At 39.8% G+C, this 25,019-nt stretch carries 27 protein-coding genes and 1 tRNA gene; 12 read left to right on the top strand and 16 right to left on the bottom strand.

The annotated features are described in order from the left end of the window. Window positions 1-11: 11 nt before the first annotated feature. From ABHN01_RS10060 to ABHN01_RS10030, 7 genes are all read right to left on the bottom strand, one after another. Complete coding sequence (locus ABHN01_RS10060; RefSeq protein ID WP_429875430.1) at window positions 12-1,541, bottom strand: MDR family MFS transporter; 1,530 nt, start codon at window positions 1,539-1,541, stop codon at window positions 12-14. Next, window positions 1,534-2,427, bottom strand: a complete 894-nt coding sequence (locus ABHN01_RS10055; protein WP_429875429.1) for a cation diffusion facilitator family transporter — start codon at window positions 2,425-2,427, stop codon at window positions 1,534-1,536. The genes ABHN01_RS10060 and ABHN01_RS10055 overlap by 8 nt, the downstream gene beginning before the upstream one ends. A 71-nt stretch (window positions 2,428-2,498) precedes the next feature. Next, the gene (locus ABHN01_RS10050; protein WP_429875428.1) at window positions 2,499-3,248 is read right to left on the bottom strand and encodes an SDR family NAD(P)-dependent oxidoreductase; all 750 of its coding nucleotides are present in this window, start codon (window positions 3,246-3,248) and stop codon (window positions 2,499-2,501) included. Between the two features lie 9 nt (window positions 3,249-3,257). Continuing rightward, window positions 3,258-4,301, bottom strand: coding sequence for a zinc-binding alcohol dehydrogenase family protein (locus ABHN01_RS10045; protein ID WP_429875427.1), 1,044 nt, complete (start codon window positions 4,299-4,301; stop codon window positions 3,258-3,260). Between the two features lie 841 nt (window positions 4,302-5,142). Further along, window positions 5,143-5,218, bottom strand: a tRNA-Val gene (locus tag ABHN01_RS10040). 122 nt (window positions 5,219-5,340) lie between these two features. Continuing rightward, window positions 5,341-6,060: a DUF6143 family protein gene (locus ABHN01_RS10035; RefSeq protein WP_290399752.1), complete on the bottom strand. Its 720-nt coding sequence runs from the start codon at window positions 6,058-6,060 to the stop codon at window positions 5,341-5,343. A 124-nt stretch (window positions 6,061-6,184) separates the two neighbouring features. Then, complete coding sequence (locus ABHN01_RS10030; RefSeq protein ID WP_429875426.1) at window positions 6,185-6,739, bottom strand: phosphatidylglycerophosphatase A family protein; 555 nt, start codon at window positions 6,737-6,739, stop codon at window positions 6,185-6,187. Window positions 6,740-6,867: 128 nt separating this feature from the next. Here ABHN01_RS10030 and ABHN01_RS10025 point away from each other — a divergent pair, with 128 nt between their 5' ends. From ABHN01_RS10025 to ABHN01_RS10010, 4 genes are all read left to right on the top strand, one after another. Beyond that, window positions 6,868-7,596 (top strand): alpha/beta hydrolase, encoded by a 729-nt coding sequence (locus ABHN01_RS10025; protein ID WP_290399754.1) that lies wholly within the window; start codon window positions 6,868-6,870, stop codon window positions 7,594-7,596. A gap of 63 nt (window positions 7,597-7,659) precedes the next feature. Continuing rightward, window positions 7,660-8,178: a 2'-5' RNA ligase family protein gene (locus ABHN01_RS10020; RefSeq protein WP_429875425.1), complete on the top strand. Its 519-nt coding sequence runs from the start codon at window positions 7,660-7,662 to the stop codon at window positions 8,176-8,178. A 2-nt stretch (window positions 8,179-8,180) separates the two neighbouring features. Then, window positions 8,181-8,612, top strand: a complete 432-nt coding sequence (locus tag ABHN01_RS10015; protein WP_429875424.1) for a GNAT family N-acetyltransferase — start codon at window positions 8,181-8,183, stop codon at window positions 8,610-8,612. A 93-nt stretch (window positions 8,613-8,705) separates the two neighbouring features. Then, a complete protein-coding gene (locus ABHN01_RS10010) occupies window positions 8,706-9,383 on the top strand; it encodes a YetF domain-containing protein (protein ID WP_429875423.1) in 678 nt (225 codons plus the stop codon). A gap of 54 nt (window positions 9,384-9,437) precedes the next feature. On the opposite strand, the gene ABHN01_RS10005 is transcribed toward ABHN01_RS10010, so the two are convergent. The 3 genes from ABHN01_RS10005 to ABHN01_RS09995 form a co-directional block, all read right to left on the bottom strand. Next, on the bottom strand, window positions 9,438-9,887 hold the full coding sequence (locus tag ABHN01_RS10005; protein WP_429875422.1) for a hypothetical protein: 450 nt from the start codon (window positions 9,885-9,887) through the stop codon (window positions 9,438-9,440). Between the two features lie 64 nt (window positions 9,888-9,951). Next, on the bottom strand, window positions 9,952-10,845 hold the full coding sequence (locus ABHN01_RS10000) for a hypothetical protein (RefSeq protein ID WP_429875421.1): 894 nt from the start codon (window positions 10,843-10,845) through the stop codon (window positions 9,952-9,954). 115 nt (window positions 10,846-10,960) lie between these two features. Continuing rightward, window positions 10,961-12,148, bottom strand: a complete 1,188-nt coding sequence (locus ABHN01_RS09995) for a hypothetical protein (RefSeq protein ID WP_429875420.1) — start codon at window positions 12,146-12,148, stop codon at window positions 10,961-10,963. A 119-nt stretch (window positions 12,149-12,267) separates the two neighbouring features. Between ABHN01_RS09995 and ABHN01_RS09990 the strand changes: the two genes are divergently transcribed. The 3 genes from ABHN01_RS09990 (at window position 12,268) to ABHN01_RS09980 (ending at window position 13,941) form a co-directional block, all read left to right on the top strand. Continuing rightward, window positions 12,268-13,122 (top strand): hypothetical protein, encoded by an 855-nt coding sequence (locus ABHN01_RS09990; RefSeq protein ID WP_429875419.1) that lies wholly within the window; start codon window positions 12,268-12,270, stop codon window positions 13,120-13,122. Window positions 13,123-13,156: 34 nt separating this feature from the next. Continuing rightward, on the top strand, window positions 13,157-13,300 hold the full coding sequence (locus ABHN01_RS09985; protein ID WP_429875418.1) for a hypothetical protein: 144 nt from the start codon (window positions 13,157-13,159) through the stop codon (window positions 13,298-13,300). Between the two features lie 164 nt (window positions 13,301-13,464). After that, window positions 13,465-13,941: a hypothetical protein gene (locus tag ABHN01_RS09980; RefSeq protein WP_429875417.1), complete on the top strand. Its 477-nt coding sequence runs from the start codon at window positions 13,465-13,467 to the stop codon at window positions 13,939-13,941. 121 nt (window positions 13,942-14,062) lie between these two features. On the opposite strand, the gene ABHN01_RS09975 is transcribed toward ABHN01_RS09980, so the two are convergent. The 6 genes from ABHN01_RS09975 to ABHN01_RS09950 form a co-directional block, all read right to left on the bottom strand. Further along, on the bottom strand, window positions 14,063-14,806 hold the full coding sequence (locus tag ABHN01_RS09975; protein ID WP_429875416.1) for a glycosyltransferase: 744 nt from the start codon (window positions 14,804-14,806) through the stop codon (window positions 14,063-14,065). 24 nt (window positions 14,807-14,830) lie between these two features. Next, a complete protein-coding gene (locus ABHN01_RS09970) occupies window positions 14,831-15,541 on the bottom strand; it encodes a glycosyltransferase (RefSeq protein ID WP_429875415.1) in 711 nt (236 codons plus the stop codon). A gap of 16 nt (window positions 15,542-15,557) precedes the next feature. Beyond that, window positions 15,558-16,547 carry a UDP-glucose 4-epimerase GalE gene (gene galE, locus ABHN01_RS09965; RefSeq protein ID WP_429875414.1) on the bottom strand — a complete coding sequence of 330 codons (990 nt, stop codon included), beginning with the start codon at window positions 16,545-16,547 and terminating at the stop codon, window positions 15,558-15,560. A 77-nt stretch (window positions 16,548-16,624) separates the two neighbouring features. Then, complete coding sequence (gene glf / locus ABHN01_RS09960; protein WP_429875413.1) at window positions 16,625-17,764, bottom strand: UDP-galactopyranose mutase; 1,140 nt, start codon at window positions 17,762-17,764, stop codon at window positions 16,625-16,627. 91 nt (window positions 17,765-17,855) lie between these two features. Beyond that, window positions 17,856-18,662, bottom strand: a complete 807-nt coding sequence (locus ABHN01_RS09955; protein WP_429875412.1) for a glycosyltransferase family 2 protein — start codon at window positions 18,660-18,662, stop codon at window positions 17,856-17,858. Window positions 18,663-18,685: 23 nt separating this feature from the next. Beyond that, window positions 18,686-19,267: a methyltransferase domain-containing protein gene (locus ABHN01_RS09950; RefSeq protein WP_429875411.1), complete on the bottom strand. Its 582-nt coding sequence runs from the start codon at window positions 19,265-19,267 to the stop codon at window positions 18,686-18,688. A gap of 280 nt (window positions 19,268-19,547) precedes the next feature. Between ABHN01_RS09950 and ABHN01_RS09945 the strand changes: the two genes are divergently transcribed. The 5 genes from ABHN01_RS09945 to ABHN01_RS09925 all read left to right on the top strand — a co-directional run bounded on the left by ABHN01_RS09945 (window position 19,548) and on the right by ABHN01_RS09925 (window position 24,980). Continuing rightward, window positions 19,548-20,573, top strand: coding sequence for a sugar phosphate nucleotidyltransferase (locus ABHN01_RS09945; protein ID WP_429875410.1), 1,026 nt, complete (start codon window positions 19,548-19,550; stop codon window positions 20,571-20,573). Window positions 20,574-20,585: 12 nt separating this feature from the next. Then, the gene (locus tag ABHN01_RS09940) at window positions 20,586-21,590 is read left to right on the top strand and encodes a hypothetical protein (RefSeq protein ID WP_429875409.1); all 1,005 of its coding nucleotides are present in this window, start codon (window positions 20,586-20,588) and stop codon (window positions 21,588-21,590) included. 50 nt (window positions 21,591-21,640) lie between these two features. Continuing rightward, window positions 21,641-22,603, top strand: coding sequence for a glycosyltransferase (locus ABHN01_RS09935; protein WP_429875408.1), 963 nt, complete (start codon window positions 21,641-21,643; stop codon window positions 22,601-22,603). Window positions 22,604-22,710: 107 nt separating this feature from the next. Beyond that, window positions 22,711-24,000, top strand: a complete 1,290-nt coding sequence (locus ABHN01_RS09930; protein ID WP_429875407.1) for a UDP-glucose dehydrogenase family protein — start codon at window positions 22,711-22,713, stop codon at window positions 23,998-24,000. A gap of 23 nt (window positions 24,001-24,023) precedes the next feature. Beyond that, the gene (locus ABHN01_RS09925) at window positions 24,024-24,980 is read left to right on the top strand and encodes a GDP-mannose 4,6-dehydratase (protein WP_429875406.1); all 957 of its coding nucleotides are present in this window, start codon (window positions 24,024-24,026) and stop codon (window positions 24,978-24,980) included. Window positions 24,981-25,019: the final 39 nt, after the last annotated feature.

Here is a 25,019-nt window from a genome sequence, read left to right as displayed (position 1 = left end):
AAATCGCTAGGTCAGTCTAATCGATCACCTGTTTTTTTGTGCGGAGGTTTTGGGAGAAGCGCAGAGAAAAGAAAACTCAATACAGACAGCACCAGAACACCTTTATAAACATCTGACAACGAAAAAGAGAGGCCGTGCTGCATAAGTTCGATAGCAGTGCTGCTCAGTCTGCTTCGCTTTTCTTCATCCAGAAGTATATTAGCCGCATCGAGTGAAACCTTTTTGTCTCCGTGATTTTCAAAGTATGTACTAAGTCTGGTATTTAAGATACCGCCAAGTACAGCAGCTCCTAAGGCACTTCCCACAATTCTCATGAACATGTTCGATGCTGTAGCAATACCTCTCGTTCTCCAATCGACATTATTCTGTATGGCCACTATATAGGTCGTATTCGTAAGCCCCATCCCGCAGCCAATCAAAAATGAGCCGGCTCCTGCCCATACCGGACCTTTGGAAGGGTCCATAAGAACGAAGAAAATGGAACCGGCAATTAAAGCAATTCCTCCTGCTGCTGCAACCGGACGGAATCCTACCTTAAGCAGAAGCTTGCCGCCAATGGTTGAAAAGATCGGCCAGCCGATGGACATCGCCGTTAGTGCGAATCCTGCAACCACCGGGGGCTGTTCCATCACCCCTTGGATATAAGCGGGCAGGAAGCTCGATATGCCGATAAGAATCGCTCCATTCGTTAAAGATGCCGCGTTCGAGAGAGAAATAAGTTTGTTCCTCCACAATAAGACCGGCATCAGCGGTTCCGGGAACTTGGATTCATGAACAACAAACCAAAAGAGAACGCCCGCTGATAATATGGCCAACAGATAGGTCTCCCACGAATTCCAAGGCCAAGCGGTTCCACCTTGTATGAGAAGCACCATTAGCGCGCTGACACCGACTAAAACGAAGAGTGATCCCAGATAATCGATATGTACCTGTTTTTTCTCCAAGTTTTCATGAAGATATTTCCCGACTCCGATCATGGCTAGAATTCCCAGGGGGATATTCATCCAGAAAACAAGTGACCAATGAGAATAAGTGACAAAAAATCCTCCGAGCAAGGGACCGAGTATGGCAGAGATTCCCCATACACTAGCAAGATACCCCTGTATTTTTGCCCGTTCCTCCATTGAATACATGTCACCAACAATGGTAGTTGCGATAGGCTGTACAGCACCTGCTCCAAGACCCTGAATGAGTCTGTATATGATAAGCTGTTTCATGGACACTGCAAATCCGCAAAGTAAAGAACCGATTAGAAAAAGAATGATTCCAATAATGAACACCGGTTTCCGTCCATAAAGATCGGACAGTTTTCCATAAATAAGAATGGTAACGGACTGCATGAGGAGATAAGCTGAAAACACCCAGCTATATAATGCGAATCCCCCAAGATCTCCTACGATTCCAGGCATCGCAGTTGATACGATCGTACCTTCGATCGCTGCCATAAACATGGCAATGACTACTGACGCAAGCACCAGTGGTCTTTTTGTCTGCTGTTCTTCTCTCTTGGCAGATACCATCTGCCTGAAACTTTCATTCATTTTTCTCTACCTCATTTCTTATCTCATGCGGCTCTACATGAACCGAAATGCTTTCTACTTTATACTCCTGCTTTAGCGATTTTTCTATATTCTCCGTAATCATGTGGCTTTCAACGACATTCAATGAGGGGTCTACATCGATCGTTACATCGATAATGGCCAGACTTCCATGCTTTCTTGCTTTTAAGCTCGTTACTTGTTTTACGCCCTTGACCTGAAGGATTACCTTCTCCATCTCTTTGCCTTCTTCAAAATCAAATCCATCTGAAAGATTATGAGAAGTTTCGTAGAAGATATCCCACCCTGTTTTGATGATCATCATTGCTACCAGCACCGCTGCAAGGGGATCAAGCCACACGATGCCGAATTGAGCTCCGAAGATGCCCACTGCTGCCCCGATACTGACGAATGCATCCGACCGGTTGTCAAGGGCTGCCGCCTTTAAGCCTTGGCTGTCTGTTACTTTAGCAAGTTTAATGTTGTAGCGGTAGACCGCAAGCATTAAAGCCGCTGAAATGACTGCAGTGAAGCCAGCTATCGTTGACGGTGGCCTTATCTTAAATTCCACAATGCTCTTTATTGCAGAAATAAAAACTTCAAGTCCGATAACCACCATTATAAAGGAAGCAATCATGGATGCAATCGTCTCAGCTCGAAGGTGGCCGTAAGGGTGATCACGATCTGCCGGTTTTTTGGAAATCTTTAATCCGATAAGGACGGCGACTGATGCCAGAATATCAGTCGAGTTATTTAAACCGTCAGCAACCAAAGCTTCTGAAGAATAAATCCATCCTACGCCAAGCTTCAGCAGTGACAAGACGATGTATGCAAGTAAACTGAGATATACACCCTTCTCAACTCCGCTCTGTATCTTTTCATCCGGCATAGCCCCTCACACCCTCTTATGATTCATTCACCTGAAAAAGGCTACGTTTAGCATTCCTTATTCGTTCTATTTTAATGATGATAGATCATCTTTCGTGTCATACCGCCATCGATCACCAAGTTCTCCCCATTAACAAAGTTGTTTTCAGGTGCCGTTAAATATAAACAGGCTCTTGAGATATCTGATGGTTTTCCTACCCTCTTGGACCAATGCTGCTCATGGTCAATCTCCCTTAAACCATCATAATCCTTCGTTTCAATCCAGCCTGGGCTGATGGCGTTAACCGTAATTCCATGCTCACTGAAGGATGCGGCCATAGCATGTGTGAGTGCAGCAATACCCCCTTTTGTTGCGGCATATGCCTCACTATGAGGTTCAGACATGGAAGCCCTGGTCGATGCAATATTGACGATGGAGCCTCCTCCGTTTTCTTTCATCTGTTTACCAGCTTCCCTTGAACATAAAAATACGCTCCGGAGATTGGTTTGTATGACATCCTCCCACTCTTCCAGTTCCAAATCGAACGGGGATTTCCATATCCCTTTTCCGGCATTGTTGATGAGAATGTCAACCGGCCCGAAATCACGCTTTGTTTGTTTCATTAGAGAGGAAATATCTTCAGGCTCGCGGACATCCGTTTGAATAAAGACCGCTTGCCCTCCACCGGATTGTATATTAGTTAAAGTTTCTTTCGCTTCCTTTTCCTTGTGATCTGCGATCACCACTTTCGCTCCAGCGCCTGCAAAATCTATGGCAATCTGTCTGCCAATCCCCTGACCCGCTCCAGTAACAACAACTACTTTATTCTTGAACAAATGCATCATTCTCTCCTATTCTTCTTTTCGGCTTACTACCACTTTTCCGATCGTCTTTCCTGACTCTACTTTCGAGTGGGCATCTCTCATCGTTTTTGCATCAATGGGTTGAAGGATTTCAGTTAATGTTGTTTTTAATATTCCCTCATCGAACATTTTGGCCATCTCTGTCAATATTTCATGCTGCTTTTTCATATCCTCCGTTCCAAAGAGGGATCTTGTAAACATGAATTCCATAATGAACGTTACACTCTTTTGCTGCATGAGGCTGATGTTCAGTGGCGTCTTCGTTTCCACAATCGAGCAGATCTTTCCTTGAGGGGTGATCGCTTCCATCATTCTTTCCCAGTGCTGGTCGGTACTGTTCAGACAAAAAATATAATCCACTTCAGAAAGTCCTAATTTCTTCAGCTGCGGCAAAAAATCCTCATAATGGCTGATTGTGTATTCCGCTCCATGTTCCTTCGACCAATCTTCGGTCTCTGATCGTGAGGCTGTACCGATTACGGTTAATCCTGCCCAGCTGGCGAGCTGAAGCGCAATCGAGCCAACTCCTCCAGCTGCACCTATAATTAAAATCGTACGCCCTTTGTTTTCATCCTTACTCATCCCGATACCCAGCCGTTCAAATAGCCCTTCCCAGGCTGTCAGACTCGTAAGGGGCATGGCAGCCGCTTCTTCAAAGCTGAAAGTTTTTGGTTTAAGGGCCGCAATGCTTTCATCCACAAGGTGGAATTCACTATTTCCTCCCGGCCGTGCAATAGATCCGGCGTAGTACACCTTATCACCGGCTTTAAACATGCTTACGTCCGAACCCGTCTTCTCCACTATGCCTGAAACGTCCCAACCGAGAATTTTCGGTTGCTTTTCTTCTGCATCTTTCGGACTGCGCACTTTAGTATCAACTGGATTGACTGAAACAGCTTTAACTTTTACGAGAAGATCTTTTTCACCTGGAGAAGGTTTATCAATTTCAACATCCAAAAGACTCTCAGGATCTTCAATCGGCAAATACTTATACAAACCTACCGCCTTCATTTTTTCACTCAAAACTATCATCCTTTCTATCTGTTTATGTTTCCCTCAACCATACAGAAAAAAACGGCGAGACACCATTAAAGAGGACTGAAAAGCCTGCCGTTCGAGAAGTCTCGACTATTCTTTGTGTGGGTAAGTGTATTTGTCCAAATTTTGCTGCCCGTCCAAACCAACCAAGAACGAAACGCATAAACTATGACAAGTACAAGTTCCAATTTTTAAAAAGGTGGTTGAAGAATGAAATTCCCCTCAAAACATTCACAATCCTGTAAACGATTTAAACACCTTAAATCGGGAAACAAAGTGATTGTTCGTTTACATGATACATCGGTTGAAATTACTTTTAGACATTATGACTCTTCTAACGGTCTTGTTACGGGAGAGATTGCTGATGGGAGCATGGTAAAATTTAAATGCTGTGACGTAAACTCCGTAACCTCTATCAATAAGACTCCGACTCAGAATTGGTTCATCGAAGGGCGATCCTGAATCTATTGTGGTCATTCCTGATCCAGCCCTGGATTGGTTATTGATACAAAAATAAAAAAGCCACTTAAAAAGTAACGGTTTCCGTTTTGAGGTGGTTTTTATCCCAATTAATCGTAAAATGACAGAGAATATCACAAAAGGACAGCTAAAATTTGCTGTCCTTTTGACATTCAATTTAGTAACTCCTCAAACTGTTCGCGGTTAACCCATGGAACTTCTTCTCAGCAATGAACTTTTTTTCCATCCTCTCAATTGAAGCCAACAAAAAAACCTCCTTAATGTTCTCTTTTCGGATTAAACCGTACAGAGTTCACTAAGCAGGTTATACAAGCTCACAGGTGGAGCCCTGTGCACTTTTAGCTCTAAATATGTATGGTGACCCGAGAGGGGTTCGAACCCCCGACCTCTACCCTGTCAAGGTAGCGCTCTCCCAGCTGAGCTATCGGATCAATGTGATTATGTATCGGACAAATAGAAGTATACCTCATTTTTCACTTAGTTGGCAACTGCTTTTTTTAAAATTAATAAAAAAAGAAAAACAGACCCTAAAAAGGGCCTAATTTTATAACCATCACTTTTCTTCCCATTCAAACGCTACAGTTGATTTCAAGCTGCTGTCATCGCAAGTAGAAGTGAGGAAAACCATTACATTTGTTCTTGCTGCGATGACCCATAATCCATCCAGGTCGACGGTAATACTTTTGTATGGAGGAATGATTCTCGATGCTGCTACAACTCCGTTGACCGGGGAGTTAGGAAGCGAACCAAACTGAATCTGCCCTTTTGGCCGGGCAGGTGGAGTTTTCGACAAGTCTGCAGGAGTAACATTCCCTGACATTCTTCCATTGAAAGGCAGCGTGGGCTTAAAATAGATTTGGGCGTTTACCGGGCTGCAGGTCATATTAGAGATGGTGATTCGCTGTAACGCCAGATCTACACCTGAACCTTCAGGGTTCACGAGGGCAGCCCACACGTTCTCTCCTGGGGGACACGGGCAGACGGAAAGCGTCTCTGAAATCCCTAGAAAATTATTGGCTTTTGTCTCCTCTGCCGGACTTACTGCGGTTGGCTGTTCTTCTTTAGGGTATTTCATTTTGGGGCTGATCGGGATATTTACATTCATATTAGGACTTACCGGATAATTCATATTGGGGCTGACGGGATAATTCATGTTTGGGTTCACGTTGGGGTTTGGATAGTCGATATTGGGATTCATGTTCGGATTCCCATAGCTGCCTTGCCCATAGCCGTAACCCGCCCCTTGACCATACGGGTACATTCTATTTTGCATATGCATTTTCCCTTCTATAAAGTTTACACATTACTACCATATGTAGATAAGCTATACTTGGTCCTTCCTTAAAGCAAAAATGGGTGATGGGAAAAAGCTGCCCCGTTGCTGGGACAGCTCCTTTTTATCCTATCTTTTCTTCTTGATCGTGCTGTTCTATTTCCTGCTTAGACAGACGCTCCTCCTGATCCCTGAGGCGGTGAGCCAGCCTGCTCGAAGCGTTCGCGGCTATGCTGGCAATAAGGTCGTCAAGAAAGGTATGGATGCCTTCTGAGGTTTTGGTATCCAGCTTGCGAATGATGCCTAATTTATACTTGTCGAGGTGCCCGAACGTCGTGACGGCGATGCTCCCATAGCCAAAGACCGCACCAAGGGCAATGGTTTCATCCACGCCAAATAGACCTTCATCCATCTCTACAATAGATTGCAGGGGCTCAGACAGCATCTTCTTCTCTGCCAGTTTATCTAACTCAATTCCAACAAGAAGTGCGTGCTGGATCTCTCGCTTCGTCAAGACAGCGTCCACACTTTCAATACATTCTGTCATCGTTAGTTGAGGAGAAAACGGAGACTGCATTTCAAACACAATTTCAGCGATTTCCGGAATAGTTACTCCCCGCTCTGCGAGCAAGGAACGCGCTGCAGACTCCACATCCCGGCTGTGCACTCGTTTTGCCATTAGGCTCACCCCTGTATTTTCCTTGAATTTTTCTCGAATAATTCTTAAATCTTGATAACATTATACCACTGTATGGTAGAATAAAACGGATACAATGAAAGCGCTGTTTTTATGATAGGAGAATCTTTATGTCCACTTTTCAAGGCACCGTATATGAAGAAACCATACATAGCAAAGAACTGAAAGAGGATCTCACTTTATTGGTCTACTTGCCTCCGGCGTTCACGACCCTAAAAAAGTATCCTGTATTAATCGCACAGGACGGGCCTGATTATTTTCAGCTGGGACGTCTTGCATCGTTAGCGGATGAAATGATCCAGAAAACTGAAATAGAAGAAATGGTCATCATAGGTATATCCCACAAGCGCGGAGAAGACAGATATCATAAATATCATCCAAGAGGAGAAAAGCATCACGCTTATATTCGTTTTATGTCTCTGGAACTGCCTTCCTATGTTCACGAAAAGTTTAATACGTTCCTATTAGGTTCGGGTATGTGCCTGCTGGGAGATTCGCTGGGAGGTTATGTATCCCTCACATGCGGCATCTCATTTCCACGCACGTTCAGCAAGATCATTGTTCAGTCTCCGTTCGTAAGTAAACAGTTCCTGGAGGATATCCGTTCCTTTACTGCGTACGAATTGCTCACGGTCTATCATTCTGTTGGCAATGCAGAAAACAGCTTTACATCGGTTGATGGCACCACAAAAGATTTTTTAACTCCAAACCGAGAGTTGTCAGACTGGCTGCTGAACAAAGGATTTGATTATCGTTATGAAGAATTTGAAGGAAATCATCTATGGTCTGACTGGCAAGCAAACCTTAGAGCTGCTTTAGAATTTATATACGGCAAATAATTCGATTTGTTAAGTTGTTAGAATTTTTGATATACTAAGTAAAAAATAAGGGAGGAAATTTCAATGAAATACGGTATTGCTATTTTCCCATCCGAAGAACTCAAAGATAATATAAATTCATATCGAAAACGCTATGATCCTCACTATTCTATTATCGCACCGCATATTACACTTAAAGATCCGTTTGAAGCCAGCGATGCTGAAATTGATGAAATCATTGAATACATTGAAAGAGTCGCAAAGAATATTCCTCCGATTCCTATTCACATTACTCGTGCCAGCTCTTTTCATCCTGTCAATAATGTCATTTATTTGAAAGTCGATAATAACGATGAACTTAGCTCCCTGCATGAACAGCTTTATAAAGGACCACTTGAACATGAACATCCTTATAATTTTGTTCCCCATCTGACACTGGCTCAAAAGCTCTCTGATGTGGAGCATGCTGATGTACTGGAGCGGTTAAAGATGGTTGAAATGGAATACAAAGAAACTGTATCGGAATTTCATCTCTTAAAGATGGACGAAGAAGCTGAACGCTGGAAAGTATTCAGGACCTTCACACTCGGAAAGGACGTTTAAGTTTGGAAGTTAAAGTATTGTCAACGAATGATCCCTCCTATAAGGATGCTTTATTCGTTCGAAAACAGGTTTTTGTAAAAGAACAGAATGTTTCAGAACAGGAAGAGATTGACGCGCACGAAGATAGGTCGGCCCATTTTGTCCTTTACGATCATGGTAAACCAATTGGCGCAGGGCGTTTGCGGCCCATTGAAAGCGGCGGAAAAATTGAAAGAGTCTGTATTCTGGCCAGCCATCGCAAACAAGGGCTGGGTGAACTGCTGATGAACAAGATGGAAGAAGAAGCAAAACAGTCCAAGTATCCGTCCGTTACATTATATGCTCAGCTCCAGGCAGAGGATTTCTATAAAAAATTAGGGTATACCACAACTACAACGGAACCATTTCTGGATGCTGGCATTTGGCATGTAGCCATGCAAAAAGCATTGAACTGATCTTGAATCAGTTTGATGCTTTTTTGTGTCTCCCGGATTAATTTAGCCAAACAGGTGTACACTAACTTTAATTACGCACCTGTGGGGGCTGTCATGAATCTAGGTACAATTACAATTGAAATGGTCATTGGATTCTTTGCTCTTTTCTTTCTGACAAAGATCTTAGGAAAGACACAATTATCCCAGCTTACTCCGTTTGACTTTATTTCTGCCCTTATTCTTGGAGAACTTGTCGGTAATGCGATGTATGACCCCGATGTCCACATTTGGATGATTCTTTTTGCAATCAGCGTGTGGGGAGTCCTCATGTATTCCTTAGAAATGCTTACACAAAAATCGATGAAGTTTCGTACCATACTCGAAGGTTCCCCCTCTATCGTGGTCCGAAAGGGCATCATCGACCGAAAACAGCTCAAAAAGAACAAACTTGATATTAATCAGCTGCAAAGTCTGATCCGCCAGAAAGGCTACTTCAGCTTAAGAGATATTGAATATGCCGTCCTGGAAACGAACGGCTCCATCTCCGTTCTTCCTAAATCCGATATAGTGCCGGCTACTCGCAATGACTTGCATTTGCCTGATAAAGAAGTGACTCTTCCTGTCACTTTGATTTTGGATGGCCGAATTTTAAATGAAAATTTAAAAACGGCAGGACTGAATGATGACTGGCTAAGGTCACAGCTGCTAAAAAGGAAAATCAATTCTGCAGAAGAGGTTCTATACGCAGAATGGAAAAAGGGAGAAGAACTGTTAGTAATGAAAGAAAACTAACCTTTATGAAAGAATCAAAAAAGAACACGATTGTGTTCTTTTTTGATGGCCGGCTTAAATCCAGGAAAATCTGCAGCAGCAATGTTTGCGCTTTTTATGTTTCTTTTTCTTACAGGAAACATGGCTGGAAGATGATTCTTTCATATGGAAACTAGATTCATGCTGAACATGTTCATATGAAAAAGATGAAGACGAAGACTCTTTTTCACAGAAACAGGAAGATTCTTTTTTCATCGAAGACTCTTCGTTCTTGCAGCTGTAAGATACCTTTTTTACATAAGATTCTTCTTTCTTGCAGCTGGAAGATTCATGTTTTACATAAACCACTTCTTTCTTGCAGCTGGAAGATTCTTTTTTCATTGGAGAATAAACATGACAAGGCGTCCATGGATCTTTATATTCATGATGCTTTTTCTGCTCCTTGATTACGACGATCTCATCCGCCTCTAAAATCAGTTTATCAACCTTGATAACCTTTTTCTTTTTATTTTTACTGTAGGACATATTTTAACCTCCTCTATAATTCACATAGTATGCAAAATTACAGAGAAGGGACAGGGCGTAATCATCAAAAATTAATAGCGATATGATTGGCTGCTTTAACTTTATACTGCTGTTTGTTAAAGAACACGAAAGCCTCGACTGTAAGATTGCCGATGACTTCTTTTTTAAAGGGTATCTGGTAATCCTGAATCACCGCTTTCTCTCCAGGTTCAATGGACATTTCTCGCAGCGGGCAGATCCAGACTTCCCCCCGCTCTTTTGCTTCCTGCGACCAGTCATTATCCACAAACATCCATTGAAAATTAGAAAGATTGTCATTGCTTACTTCATGATTTTCACTGGAATAGATTTTTCCCTTTATTACATTCGCTTCAACGGGGTTAAAACGAAGGCAAACCGATGGATTCAACAATGAGATCAAGCCTGTATTTTCAATAATAAACGATCCCTTAATCAAACCGGATTGGTTGTCATTCATGATAACAGAGTAGTCAAACAAGCAAAGGCACTCATAATCCCTTTTAACAAAGATGCTCTCCTCTTCCTCATCCTCGGCTTTTTTCATAAAAGGATCCGGTCTTCCCAGCAATGAAAGCTTTTTTTCGAGTGCTTTTATTTTTTGCTGGCTGAGATCCAGTTTAATCTCCTTCTCATTCATCTCCTTTTGGACCGAACTCAGCAGTTCTTCATAATCGGCTACCCTTTGGTCGTAATCAACGCGCCTCGCTTGTTCGAGTTCCATCTTTAATGCGGCTGCCTCTTCTTTGAGCCGTGTCCGTTCAGCTTCAAGTGCCTGTAATTCTGTTTCCCGAGAAGAATCTGCTGCATCCTTCTCAAGTTTTTCAATCTTCTCTTCAGCAAAAACTAACTTTTTTTCTAATTCCAATGACTTTTCTTGATAAAATTGGGCCCGAGCAATAAGACGGTCATAGCTTAACCGTTCTTTTTGAGAATGCATATAAATCCCCCTCCTAAATAGGCTCCCACTTTATCTTATGTATTCTCGGTGTTTACGTTCACCTTTTCATAAAAAAAGAGCGAGTCAGCGCTCGCTCTTTTCCTTCACGATTCGTTTATGGCCGATTAACCTTTAAATCTCCGAAAGTGATACAGTCCTCAACTTCAAGACTTCCCTCATCTGCTGATACGATCCCTGATTCGAATTTAATTACACCTTTGTTGTTAATGAGCTGAAGCTGGAACTGTGTTCCGAAATTGTTGTTGACCGCTGCAAAGTTGAAATCAAGTTCATCGCCTCCATTCGTAGTACCAACACCAGAAACCGTAAGTTTCACGCCATTCCCATGGCAAGCTTCACAATTCAGCGTATCCTGATCAAAACTTTCAGCAGTGAACGTAAAGTCATTTTCATCGCCGTCTGCATCGGTGAAGCTGAAACGAAGTGAACTGTCCGTCAGGCTGCAATTCGGGCAAATATCTGCAAGCACTGTCAGCCTTCCTTCAACTGTCGCATTCCTACCGGTATTACCGCTCGCTTCACCTGTCACACTGCAGTCACAGTTAGGACGCGGGAAAATATCCGGGCATTGTGCAGGGAATTCAACGTCTGGACATTGTTGTTCCATTTCCACATCTGCAGTCAGATCGTTATTACGAGGTGAACAGAACTTAGCGAGGACTTCCAGCTTCACTTCAGCCTCGATCTGAATATCAACGCAGAATGTCACAGTGATATTAAAGGAAGTAGGAGCAGGCGAATTTAGAAGTACTGTACCTGATGGGATCCTGCACAGAATTTTAGTTATTTTGCAGAATAGATCGGTTCCATCAGGGAAACAGAGGACAAATGGCTCCAGTACGGATGCATCTGTTGACAGGTGTGTGACCACTTTGCCGCGACGATCTACAACAGCTATTTTAATTTCAGATGTAAACAATAGCTCCACGAGTTGGGCATCTACAAAGTTGCCATTTACTGCGACCGTTACATCTCTCTTTTCTCCCACTTGTTCACAAAGGAAATCTTCACATTCTGCAAAGTGTCTGGATGATGTCGATTCCATGTCGCTCAGCGGGAAAGCCGGTGGAGTAACCGGTGTTTGACATGTGATGCGAAGCGGCCGGCGAGCCGGATCCTGCAGAGCCTCTTCTATCCTCCTTAGTTGCTCTGGATTAAAGGTGACTTGTTTGGTTACAGAAAACGTATCAGTTACCCAGTCATACACTTTCTGAACCCTTATGCATTCTTCCTGAAGGCTGTTAGTTGCTTTAGGAATTGATTTCTTATGATTCAAACCCATTGTTGTTTCCCATCCTTTCTCCATCATGATCTGAAGATTCCATACATACTATGGATATACAGTAGGTTATGACACAAGTATGAATGCCTAATTTTCCGGCACTCAAGGGGGTAGACAACATGATTCTTAAATTTGACGGCAAACAGATCGGACAGATGGACATCAATTTTTTCCATCATATCGTTCCCTTATTAAAATACTGGGGATTGAACTGGAATGAAAACTATCATGAAATCGATCCGGCGATGTACGGGATGCAATTTGAGATTAACGGATTTGATCAAAATCAACTTGGAACGGTAAAACAACTCCTCCATCACACAGATGTTACAATAGATGAGAGAATATATGGTGACAAAACAGCAACCATTACGGTTGATTGCACTTCAGATCAGCCTGTACCGATTATCATACAGACAAAAAATTCCAATCCTCTCTACATCACCCCTTCTGAAAAGGGAGAACAAGCGGTTCAAAATCTTATCCACAAAAGCATCATATGCAAAAGAAAAGCAGATCACTATTCTTTTTCTTTTCGATGGAGAGAAAAAGAAAGCATTCCCGAATGGGTGGTCTATCTTATCCTGCAGATCGGGATTTCCCACCAGTTTTCATCCCTCGCTTCCATCTCAACCGGAGAATATCAGACAGTTGTGAGCCACATCTTAAAATCAATCAATCCAATGTTTGCCGAGCTTCAATTCTTAAAGCATAAGGAAATAGAGGAATCATCGACAGCCGGTACTAAATGGCGGGTGCCTGACACCTTCAACGCTCCTAAAAAGCTAATACCTGTCCGAAGCAAGCCGGCAGCAGTGGCACGAAATTCCCATAACGCCCCGGCCATCAGCCCATTCAAAAGTGCTCAAACTCCAGCGTCAACTATTAATCCATTTAAAGAGAAACAAGCCAAATCTTCAAAGATAAATCCGTTTCAGCCAAATACCTATACCACTAAGCACAGCAAAGAATAGTATAGAATCAAATTACTGAAAGGGTGTGTGTGGAATGGACAAATATCAATATCGTAAAATGTATCGCGAACGCCAGCAGGAAAAATCAAAAAAAGGAACAAGCAATCTGTTTGAACCAGTTAAAAAGAAAAAAGACTGCAAAACATGTGGAAAGGTAACGTGGAAGCCTAATAAATAGCACTAAAAAAGAAGGATTTCTCCTTCTTTTTTTTATTTTTCTAGTAGAAAAACCTAATTTTTGTACAAGTAGGTACTTATCTATGCAAATTTTAAAAACATCAATATATTATATTACCCCCTGATTTATCAGGAGAATGAAAGACAATTAAGGAGGAAAATTTAATGAGTTCTTTATTTAAAAAACAAGGGTGCGGCTGCAACGAAGAAAGTTCTAGTTCTAGCTTCAGCTTTGTACGCAAGAAAAGAAAAAAACATGAAAGCTCTAGTTCTAGTTCTAGCTTCAGCTGCAAGAAAAGAAAAAAACATGAAAGCTCTAGCTCTAGTTCCAGCTCAAGCTCTAGTTCTAGCTCAAGCTCTAGTTCCAGCTCAAGCTCAAGCTTCGTTGTACACAAACGCAAAAGAAAAGAAGAAAGCTCCTCTTCCCATAACCAGTGTAAAGGTTGTGCGTGTGATCAGATCAAAAAGCTAACACCTGGTTCATTAGTACAACTCGTGCTAAAAGGCGGAGAAGACTTCTTTAATGACGAGTTAACATTCGCATGTTTCGATCATAAAACTTGCTGTGCGACTTTCATCTTAGACGGATATCCTATCATCATTGATTGCCGTCAAATTACTGCGATCCAACTATTCACGTAATAGGTTATTTCGTAAAAAATCAGGCCTAAAAAGCCTGATTTTTTTTAATAAGTTGAGACTATCTTAAAGAGTGCGCTTATTGTTGGACAATATAAAAAATGAATAATTCAAATACAGGCTGTCAGCCATCCTGATTTTCATCAGAAATAGGTTTTTTAGTAATATAAGGCCGGAAGTCATCGGTTTTAGCTATCTCTCTACAGAATTTCAAAATCGTGTCATTTTTAATTCTCCATGTATGGCTATCTGGTTCATAGCTTCTTAAATAAACATAATTATCTTTAGTTGCTGAGTACAGAGGAATTCCATTCTGTATACATGATTTACAAAAAGCTGCATCCTCAGCAATATTAGTGGAACTGAATTTTACAGTATTAAAAACTTCTTTCTTAAAAACCAGCGTCCCTCCCATTAATAAATGATTATTGTATGTCTCCTCGTTTTTCGCAATGGCCCCCCCAAACTTATTCGGATTAAATTCGGTAAGCAGGCTTTGATCTTTAAAATACATAAAAATAGAGGTTTTTCCCACGACTGATGCTTGAGAATTTCTTAAAGATTGAAGTGAATCCAACAAGTAATAAGGCGAATAGTAATCATCATCATCAAATTTAGCGATATGGCTGAACTTTGCTTTTTCTACACCAAAGTTTAAACATTCTCCCAGCGTAGTATTTGATGGTAATTGGTAGATAGAAATGTTAGTAGCAGTATCAACGGCTCTTTTTTTCCATTTCTCGGCATCCATACTATCTTTATTTAAAATGATGATTAATTCTTTTTCAACATCTTGCTGACGATCAAAATTAAGGAAAACCTCTTCCATACAACTATCCCTAATTGTGCAAGTGATGACGGAAACCATACAAGCCTCCTCTATTCCTATGAGTCAATGCTTCGATACAAACCGTTTGAAATCATCTGTCTTTGTAATAAATTGGCTTATACTTAAAATAACATCCACCGGCACCTTCCATGTATGCTGTTCTTGATCATCTTCCCTTACGTATGTGAAATTTTCTTTTGCTGCTGAGTAGACCCCAAACCCCGCCTTCACACAGTCTCGGCAAAAAATCCGGTCTACTTCTTTAATCTGATCCGGAAACCTTACTTGGTCCAAAACTGCTTTATAAAATACTAACGTTCCTCCCTGCAAATATTGCTTTGCAAAGCTGGTTTGATCATTGACATATTGATTTTCATTGCCTGGATTGAATACAGCCAATACTTGTTTATTTTTCAAGTAAATATATACCGACGTCTTTCCTATCACGTCCGCTTTCGTAAATTTCAATTTAGAAAGAGAATCTTGCAGATAGGCTGGTGCATAATAATCATCATCCTCAAAGTTTGCAATAATATCATATTTTGCGTGTCCCACAGCAAAATTGATGCATTTACCTAAAGAGGTATGCTGCGGGACTTGATAAACAGACACATTCTCATAATTCTTTGCTTTTTCACTCCATTTTTGTAAACACATACTATCTTGATTCAGTACAATGATTAATTCTTTTTGATCGTAATTTTGATTCTTGTAATTTTCAAAAATATTTTCCATGCAGGAGTCCCTAATTGTACAGGTAATGACAGATATCATATAATCCCCTTTCTATTCAGATTTTTTTATACCCTGTTGGATGATGTAAAAACCACTGCCATGCGGATTCAATCATATCTTTCAGGTCAAACTGAGCCTTCCAGTTAAACTCTTTTTTCAATAATGCTGCACTGGCGATGAGTGCGGGAGGATCTCCCTCACGCCTTTTTGCATATTCCACAGCTGCTTTCCTGCCGGTGATCGTTTCGCACATTTTTATGATTTCATTCACGCTTATTCCTTTTTCATTTCCTACGTTATAAATTCTGTTGGCTACCCTGTTATCCAGCAGTGCTTCAAGTGCAAGAAGGTGGGCATTGCCTAAGTCTGTAACATGGATATAATCTCTAATGCAGGTTCCGTCTTTTGTTTCATAATCATTGCCGAACACAAAAATTTTTTTCGTCTCGCCTAGTAAATGTTTTAATATATTTGGAATCAAATGGGTTTCAGGTGTATGGTCCTCTCCCAATTCTCCCGAGCCAATGGCACCTGCCACATTAAAATACCGCAGAGCAATATATTTTAGTGAATAGGATGATGAAAAGTCTTTTAAAAGCTGCTCACCGATTAATTTGGTCCAACCATAGGGATTAATGGGCACTGCAGGTGTATTTTCATTTATGATCTTGCACGGTGGTTTCCCATAAACTGCACATGAAGAGGAGAAAACGATGTTCTTAACATGATATTGCAACATCATTTTCAACAGGGATATCATTCCATTGACGTTGTTGCTATAATATTTTGCAGGTTTTTCAACCGACTCTCCTACGTAAGCATTTGCTGCAAAATGCATAACTGCACGAACAGAATACTTTGAAAAGATCTTTTCTAAGTCTTTAGGATTTCTTACATCCCCTTTTACAAATATTGCTTTAGAATCTATCGCTTCCTGATTGCCTGTTGACAAATTATCAATTACGATAACCTGATAATTTTTCATGATTAAGGCTTTGACTACGTGACTCCCAATGTATCCGGCCCCGCCTGTCACAAGAATCATGGCAACTCCCCTATTCTCCTCTATGGCATTAGCTAATAGAGAGGGTTTCAATAAATAGATTATTTCAGACGTCCACTTTATACAGAATCCTTTTCCGCTTTAATTTCTTTTTCGAACAAGTGCAGCGCCCTGGCTACAATTTGATCCATATTATAATACTTGTATTCTGCCAATCTTCCGGCAAATATCACTTTGTCTTTTATGGTTTGCGCTTCAGTTTCATATAACATGTATTGCTCTCTGTATTCTTTTTTGGGAACCGGATAATACGGTTCATTAAAGCCTTTTTTATAAACTTCCGGATATTCTCTTGCAATCGTCGTTCCCGTGATGTTCTGTTGGTGCGTTAATTTTTTAAATTCCGTAATACGCGTGAATTCAAATTCATTTGGGTAATTGATCTGGCCAACTTCTTGATATTCCTCTTTATTGTGGAATTCAAATTCGAACCGTAAGCTTCTGTATGGCAATCGGCCAAATTTATAGTCAAAATACATATCGATGGGACCTGTAAAAATCAGTTTGTTATAATGAACATCTGCAATGATTTCTTTGTAGTCCGTATTTAACAATAATTTTATGTTTGGGCTGTTAAGCATTCTCCTAAACATTTCAGTATATCCATGCTTTGGAATGGCTTGATATTTATCTTGAAAGTACCGATTGTCTCTGGAGATGAAAATGGGTACCCGCCCTGTTACGGACGCATCCAGCTCTTCGGGCCTTAATCCCCATTGTTTTACCGTATAACCATGAAATACCTTTTCGTAAATATAAGCTGCGAAAGTTTGCAGCTGTTTACTTTTGTTATTTTGAAGCTGTTGAATAGTAATCTTTTCCCCAAACTTATATTGTTTCAAAAGAGCAACTTCTATTGCTTCCGCATTCTTTGAAGGAAATAGTTTATACAGGGAGTTGAGGTTAAATGGGATTGGGGCCATTTCTCCGTCAATCATTCCAAGCACTCTGTGATAATAAGGAATCCATTCCGTAAAGTCTGAAAGATAATCCCACACTTTCTTGGAATTAGTGTGAAAAATATGCGGACCAAATTTATGAACGAGGACACCATTTTCATCAAAATAATCATAGGCATTGCCTGCAATATGATTCCTTTGTTCGACAATTAAAACCCTTTTGCCCAATAGACTGGAAATTCGTTCAGCAATTACACTGCCTGAGAAACCCGCTCCAACGACTAAATAATCGAAGTTCATCTTTCCCTCCCCGAAATGGGATTATATGCATTATGTATGCACTTAAGGAGATTCCTATGTATTTTCCAAGAAAATAAAAAAATCCTGTGTTTTAAACAGGATCAGGATTTTGTTTTGGAATAAGCTGTGCCAGCTGTTTCCAGCCGCAATATGTTCTAAAAACAGGGCTATACAAGTCACCCCATTTTTTTAAAGTATCGTAGATATGCCATTCAAAAACTTCATTATAAAGATCTATTTTTCTGGTAGCATTGTTTGCATGCTGCCTGTAATTGTAAAGCATCTCATCAACCCAGTGAATTTCAAAATGTTCAATAAGCAGTGCATCCATCCGTTTATCTTCAAGATGGCGCCCTTCCCATGGATCATCGGTCGGCCATCCACCCACTTGTTTTAGAGCAGACGTTCTGTAAAATCGGGGAAATGGTACATCGTTAGATAATAAAAATTTATACTTATCACAATAGGATCGACCACCGATCCGCGGGACTTCCAATAGCTTATTCCCTTCTCTGTCTTCGTATACATCTGTTTTATTGCCCCAAATTAGCGCGACATGATCTGACACCCTTTCTGCTTCATTTCTCAATTTTTCAATAGTATCTGAGAAAAACCAATCATCCGAATCCAGTTTCATAATAAAAGGAGTATCTATAACAGCAAGACCCTCGTTTTGAGCTTTGGATTGCCCTACATTCTCCTTCAAACGAATGAGTGTCACCCTGGGATCTTTTAAGTATTCTTCGACAGAAGCAAGACTTTGATCGGTCGAGGCATCGTCCACCAAGACAACCTTCCATTTCTTATACGTTTGGCAAAACACACTCTCCAATGCATCCTTTAAAAATTTCCCAGGATTATAGGAAGGAATCAAAACGGTAACATCATAATTTTCCATAGCCCTCTCCATTTTTTTGATTTTCATAATGATGACAACCGGTTATTGGGGTGTACTTTATTAAAAGATACCGGGTCTGAATCTTTATACAAAGACAATAGAACCGGGTGGTTAAATAAATATTCGCTTTTTACAAATAAAAACATATTTTGAGCATACCACCATCCAACTGTATCACTGTTCCACACCTTATCCCGTATACAGTCTATGACGAGATAATCATGTTTTTTAAATTTTTCAATCCAATAGTCCGGCCACTGTTCGTTAACATGGTGATCACCGCCCTGATCGGGTATAGCTGCTGAAAACAAGATAACTGATCCATGGTTTACCAGGGATTGCACAAAGGTTTCAGCGCAATGTTCAGGGAGATGTTCCGCCACCTCGAGTGACATGACCAAATCAAATGTTCTTCCTACATCAAGAAGTTTCTCCAAATTGTAAGGCAAGAACTTTCTTCTCGGAATATCCAGCTGTCTCCGATCCATATAGTCACCATCAACGCCAAGAATATCTCTAATTCTATATTTTTTCTTAAAAACCGTTAACCAAGTCCCGGTTCCACATCCAACATCCATTACTGATTTTGGCTGGATTAGTTCCATTACAATGGGGATAACCCCCTTTGCGGATGATAATGAATCTTCCCTTTTGCTTTTAAAGAACTCTTTCGAATACATATATTTGCCCTCACCTCAAATAAAAACCCTTGTTTACTCTCAAATTATTCAAATAGCTGCAATTTGGTTGGGCCATAAAATAGATTTTTAAAGACCTGAGGACATCACCTATTTATGTCACGTTTTTCAGTATAAATGCATAATTTAACATATATTTTGTTGATAGATACATTGATAATTTAACCAGTCTGGTGGTGTTTTTTTATTGAAAGGATTAATATTAGTAGCCGGAAAGGGTACAAGACTTCGGCCTTTTTCACTAGCAAGGGCAAAAACTTTAATACCAGTAGCCAACAAGCCATTACTCGAATACTGTATTGAAAGCCTGGAAAAAATTGGTATAAACGAAATCGGCATAGTATTAAACCCATTACAAAAAGATATTTGTGACTATTTAGATAATCGGCCAGCCGACAATACTTCAATTACACTTATATATCAGCCGATAGCAAAAGGTATAGGAGATGCTGTAAGGCAAGCGTCGGATTTTTTGAAGACCGAACCATTTATTCTTTTATTAGGAGATAACCTAATCAATGAATCGCTGTTAACACTCAAAGATGCTGTCCTGTCCAGCTCAATAAACGGTGCAGTTATGATTACTGAGGTATCTAACCCTAGTGAGTATGGAATCGCCCATGTAGTGAACAACCAGATCATCAAAGTAGAAGAAAAACCAAAAAATCCAGCATCCAATCTTGCAATTATTGGAGCTTATGCGTTTGACTCCAATGTGCTGACTGCGATTAACCATATACAACCTTCCTCAAGGGGAGAATACGAAATTACCGACGCTATTCAATGGTTAATTAATCATCAATATAATATCTCTTACCAAATAACAAATAAAGAATATTCAGATGTAGGCACAATAGAACGATGGTTAGAAGCCAACAGCTGGGTTTTAGATTCCATGAATCGATCAGAGGTGATTACAGACCCTACAACCATTATCAAAAACTGCAAGTTGATCCCGCCCGTTTATATTGATAAAAACTGTGTGTTAACCAATTCGATCATAGGGCCATATGTATCTGTTTCAGAAGGTGCCGTTATCGATCACTGCAGGATTCAAGATAGTATCATTCTTGAAAATGTCCATGTAAGTGATGTCTCTTCTCTAATTACCCACAGTATTTTCGGTAAAGGAACAAAAATCGAGAAACTCCATCTTGAGAGTGCTTCCATAGAATGCATTTTTTTTGACGATACTAAAATAATTTCTAAGTAAGGTGTGTAAAATATGATTTTTTGTACATCAGTTTGTTTAAATCATTTGGCAAAGGCAAAGGTATTGGCAAATTCACTTAAAAATCATATGCCGGAAAGTAAATTGGTTATTTGTTTACTCGAAAAAAGCTTGCCTGCCCATTTAATGGACGACCAGGATTTTTATGAAGTGGTATTGGCAAAAGACATAGGCTTTATAAACTTTGAAACCACTATTTTTAAATATAATCAATATGAAGCGGCATGTGCCTGTAAAGGACAACTTATGAAATATGTCTATCATAAATATAAAGATGAGGAATTTTTTAGTTATATTGATTCAGACATTCAGGTGTTTTCCCGTTTTGATGAAGTATTTGCTGCCTTTGAAACTCATTCCATTGTATTAACTCCCCATTATAATGAACCGCCAAAAAATACACACACCATTTGGGGTGAAAATGCAGAAATTTTGATTCTTAGAGTCGGAATCATTAACGGTGGGTACATTGGGGTTAAGCGTTCAACGGAAGCAGAAGCCATGTTGGATTGGTGGACAGCAAGACTTGAACACTATGCTTTTAATGATGCGGAACAGGGACTGTTTACCGATCAGAGATGGCTAACAGCAGCCTTAATATTGTTTGATAAGATTTATGTTCTGAAACATGACGGTTATAATGTGGCGTTTTGGAATATAAACCAGCGAAACATCACCATGAATGATAACTTATACTTTGCAAACAGCGACCCTTTCCGATTTTTTCATTTTTCAACCTTACATTTTCTCCGGGAAAACCTTCCAGATAATCCGGCTATATATAAAATTGTTTATCAATACATTGCTTTATTGGAGGAATATGAAACCCTTTATCCTACTCATTTTGAATGGAGTTATCATTTTTTCAATCATGGTGAGCGGATAGATGAAAGATCACGGTTAGTATTTAAAAATAATTCTAAATTAGAGGCATATACTACAAATCCCTATTCACTAACCAATAAAGCCATTAAGCGGTTAAAAATACGAAAAAAGTAGGTGAGAAACCATTGATATTTTGTACTATTGTTTGCATGAATCACCTGGCTATGGCCAAGGCATTAGCACAATCTATTAAAAAGCATATTCCGGATTCTAAAATGGTTGTCTGTTTAGTCGAAAAACATCATCCTGATTCTGTAGAAGGATTAGACCTTTTTGATGAAGTCGTTTTGGCGAAAGACATGGGATTTCTTCATTTTGAACAAACGATATTTAAGTACAGCCGATATGAAACAGCCGGTTTTTGCAAAGGTCAGCTATTTCAATTCCTTTTTCAAAAATATCCAAGTCAAGATCATATTGTTTACCTTGATGCAGATACCCAGGTATTTGGTCCTCTTCGGGAAGTTGATGAAGCCCTTCGCTCACATTCTATCGTTTTAACACCTCATCTTTTATATCCTCTTCATGATTTCACCTATTTATATGGAGAATTCGCGCTCTTGAACTCCGGAAACTTCAATACTGGTTTTTTAGCACTTAAACGATCCTCAGAATCTCAGGTTTTTTTGGATTGGTGGTGTGATCGGCTCAATCATTATTGTTATACCGACCCTCCAAGAGGGTTATTCAATGAACAAAAGTGGATGGATCTTGTTCCTATTTTTTTTGATAAAGTGAAGAATTTAAAACACCCGGGATACAATGTTGCATATTGGAATCTATTTGAAAGAAATATTACTAAAACAAGCGATAACTATAAGGCAAATGACCAACCTTTACGATTTTTTCATTTTTCCGGATTGCCTTATATCACTGACACCTTAAATTTAATAAACAATGAAACCACTGTTCAAGGGATGAAGTTACTCAATGAATATCAGAGATCATTAGAAGAGCATGGCCATCAGTACTTATCAAACATGCCCTGGAGTTATGATTACTTTGATAATGGCCGATTGATAAGCGATAAAATACGAAATTTTTATAAAAATAATTATTTAGTCCAATCTGAGATTATTAACCCCTTTAGTGCTAGCCGGCATGTTTTTAAAAAGTATAGAGGCTAAACACAAAATTTCAACACACGCACAGTGTTTAATTTTAACTTCAGCCGTTTCCTTTTATTGTTTAAATTCATATTTTAAAATAACAAGAATTTAACGGGGGTGTTTCATTGAATGTTTTAATCATAGGGGCAGGTTATGTAGGAACAACAACCGGTTTACTATTTGCTGAATTGGGACATTCGGTAACATTGATCGATGTTGATGGAAAGAAAATAAATGATATGCAGAACGGAAAACTGTTTTTTTACGAACCTGGTTTAGATACGCTATTAACTAAACATTTATGTACTGGCAAAATTTCGTTTGAAATTGATCATCAAAGAGCTATAAAAGATAATCACGTTATTTTCATCTGTGTCGGTACTCCGCAAAATCAAGATGGAAGTGCCAATTTAAACTTTTTACGAGAAGCATCTGAATTTATCGGATCCAATCTGATTGAATACAAAATAATCGTCATCAAAAGTACTGTGCCGGCTGGCACCTCTAAACAAGTTAAGCAGTGGATCGAAAAAACAAAAAAAGATCCCGTCCCATTTGACGTATTATCAAATCCGGAGTTTTTAAGAGAAGGCAGTGCTTTAAAGGATGCCCTTTATCCAGACCGCATTATTGTTGGAAGTGAAAATGAACAAGCAACCTCAACCCTTCAAGAACTCTATATGGGAATAGACTCACCATTTATTGTTACTACCCCCAGTGCTGCTGAATTAATAAAGTATACGGCTAACTCATTTTTGGCAACTAAAATTTCATTCATTAATGAAATCGCCAAACTATGTGACAAACTCGATATTAATGTCCAGGATGTGGCCAAAGGGGTTGGACTGGATTCCAGGATTGGCCCATTATTTTTAGAAGCTGGTATCGGTTATGGAGGATCATGTTTTCCAAAAGATGTGCTGGCTTTGATCGATACAGCAAAAAAAAATGGTACAGATCTTTCCATCCTGGAGAAAGTCCATGATATTAATGAGAACCAGCCGGACTACTTCATTAAAAAAGTAAAAAAAAGATTAAACGGCTTGTCAGCAAAAAAAATAGCTGTATTGGGACTTTCCTTTAAGTCACAAACCGACGATATACGACAGTCGCCATCCTTGAAGATCATACTGAGCTTAATAAATGAAGGAGCCATTATAGAAATACACGATCCTGTAGCCAAACTTCCTTACAATCTAGCTGATATCGTTTGTCAACAAGATTCTGTAGAAGAAACAATGATACAAGCAGATGCTGTATTAATCTGTACTGACTGGCCCCATTATAGAACAATAGATTGGGCAGTTATAAAAAATAAAATGAAATCCCCTGTAATATTTGACGGTAGAAATATGCTCAATGCAGGAGAGATGAGATCTATTGGCTATATTTATGAAGGAATAGGTTACAAATAATCACTCGAGAGGTGATAGGTGGATTGAAGAAAATCATTATTACCGGGGTGGCCGGTTTCCTCGGATATCAACTGGCAGAAACCCTTTTAGCCGAAGGCGGCCAAATTATAGGAATGGATAACCTTTCTACCGGCAGAATGCAGAATATTGAAAAGCTAAATGCTCATCCAAACTTCAGCTTTATAAAACTCGATGTTTGCTCAAATGACCTCTTTCAACTAAAGGAACTAACAAGCGTCAGGGAAATTTATCATCTTGCTTCTCCCGCTTCTCCTAAATACTATCAGCACTTTCCTTTTGAAACCATTGAAATCAATACGATCGGTACAAAAAACATGTTAGAACTTACGAAAATTAATAATGCCAAAATGGTATATTTAAGCACAAGTGAAGTTTACGGAGACCCGGAAATCCATCCCCAAACAGAGGATTACAGGGGCAATGTCAATACGTGGGGACCCAGGGCATGCTATGACGAAGGCAAACGTCTTGGGGAAGTATTTTGCTATTTATACCACAGCCTCTTCGGCGTGAAAGTCAAAATTGCCAGGATATTTAACACTTATTCTGCTGGTTTGCGAAATGACGATGGACGTGTGATTTCTAATTTTGTAAACCAGGCACTAAAGGGAGAGGAAATAACTGTATATGGAGATGGCTCACAGTCAAGGTCATTTTGCTTTGTGGAAGATACCATCCGTGCCATTATGTTAATGATGAAAAATGATGCCGCAAACGGAGAAATAATAAATATAGGAAATCCAAATGAAATTACCGTTTTAAATTTAGCTAAATTAATTAAAGAACTTACAAAATCCCCCAGTGAAATTGTATTTCTGCCACTGCCACAAGATGACCCGAAACAAAGACGGCCGAATATTGACAAAGCAAAAAAAATTCTTGATTGGGTACCCGAGGTAAGCCTCGAAGAAGGATTACTAAGAACTATAAATGTTTATAAATCCTGTTTTCAACCATAATAAGAAAGAAGACTGCCTTATTCAGATCGTTCTAAAACG

Source organism: Fictibacillus sp. NRS-1165, from assembly GCF_050468105.1.
Lineage (GTDB): Bacteria > Bacillota > Bacilli > Bacillales > Fictibacillaceae > Fictibacillus_C > Fictibacillus_C terrinigri.
This window is presented reverse-complemented; position numbering and strand designations above follow the sequence as displayed.

Coding starts and splice junctions, on each gene's coding strand:
- ABHN01_RS10060 (WP_429875430.1), bottom strand. CDS start 1,541: ATGAATGAAAGTTTCAGGCAGATGGTATCTGCCAAGAGAGAAGAACAG.
- ABHN01_RS10055 (WP_429875429.1), bottom strand. CDS start 2,427: ATGCCGGATGAAAAGATACAGAGCGGAGTTGAGAAGGGTGTATATCTC.
- ABHN01_RS10050 (WP_429875428.1), bottom strand. CDS start 3,248: ATGCATTTGTTCAAGAATAAAGTAGTTGTTGTTACTGGAGCGGGTCAG.
- ABHN01_RS10045 (WP_429875427.1), bottom strand. CDS start 4,301: ATGATAGTTTTGAGTGAAAAAATGAAGGCGGTAGGTTTGTATAAGTAT.
- ABHN01_RS10035 (WP_290399752.1), bottom strand. CDS start 6,060: ATGCAAAATAGAATGTACCCGTATGGTCAAGGGGCGGGTTACGGCTAT.
- ABHN01_RS10030 (WP_429875426.1), bottom strand. CDS start 6,739: ATGGCAAAACGAGTGCACAGCCGGGATGTGGAGTCTGCAGCGCGTTCC.
- ABHN01_RS10025 (WP_290399754.1), top strand. CDS start 6,868: ATGTCCACTTTTCAAGGCACCGTATATGAAGAAACCATACATAGCAAA.
- ABHN01_RS10020 (WP_429875425.1), top strand. CDS start 7,660: ATGAAATACGGTATTGCTATTTTCCCATCCGAAGAACTCAAAGATAAT.
- ABHN01_RS10010 (WP_429875423.1), top strand. CDS start 8,706: ATGAATCTAGGTACAATTACAATTGAAATGGTCATTGGATTCTTTGCT.
- ABHN01_RS10005 (WP_429875422.1), bottom strand. CDS start 9,887: ATGTCCTACAGTAAAAATAAAAAGAAAAAGGTTATCAAGGTTGATAAA.
- ABHN01_RS10000 (WP_429875421.1), bottom strand. CDS start 10,845: ATGCATTCTCAAAAAGAACGGTTAAGCTATGACCGTCTTATTGCTCGG.
- ABHN01_RS09995 (WP_429875420.1), bottom strand. CDS start 12,148: ATGGGTTTGAATCATAAGAAATCAATTCCTAAAGCAACTAACAGCCTT.
- ABHN01_RS09990 (WP_429875419.1), top strand. CDS start 12,268: ATGATTCTTAAATTTGACGGCAAACAGATCGGACAGATGGACATCAAT.
- ABHN01_RS09985 (WP_429875418.1), top strand. CDS start 13,157: ATGGACAAATATCAATATCGTAAAATGTATCGCGAACGCCAGCAGGAA.
- ABHN01_RS09980 (WP_429875417.1), top strand. CDS start 13,465: ATGAGTTCTTTATTTAAAAAACAAGGGTGCGGCTGCAACGAAGAAAGT.
- ABHN01_RS09975 (WP_429875416.1), bottom strand. CDS start 14,806: ATGGTTTCCGTCATCACTTGCACAATTAGGGATAGTTGTATGGAAGAG.
- ABHN01_RS09970 (WP_429875415.1), bottom strand. CDS start 15,541: ATGATATCTGTCATTACCTGTACAATTAGGGACTCCTGCATGGAAAAT.
- galE (WP_429875414.1), bottom strand. CDS start 16,547: ATGATTCTTGTGACAGGCGGGGCCGGATACATTGGGAGTCACGTAGTC.
- glf (WP_429875413.1), bottom strand. CDS start 17,764: ATGAACTTCGATTATTTAGTCGTTGGAGCGGGTTTCTCAGGCAGTGTA.
- ABHN01_RS09955 (WP_429875412.1), bottom strand. CDS start 18,662: ATGGAAAATTATGATGTTACCGTTTTGATTCCTTCCTATAATCCTGGG.
- ABHN01_RS09950 (WP_429875411.1), bottom strand. CDS start 19,267: ATGGAACTAATCCAGCCAAAATCAGTAATGGATGTTGGATGTGGAACC.
- ABHN01_RS09940 (WP_429875409.1), top strand. CDS start 20,586: ATGATTTTTTGTACATCAGTTTGTTTAAATCATTTGGCAAAGGCAAAG.
- ABHN01_RS09935 (WP_429875408.1), top strand. CDS start 21,641: ATGGCCAAGGCATTAGCACAATCTATTAAAAAGCATATTCCGGATTCT.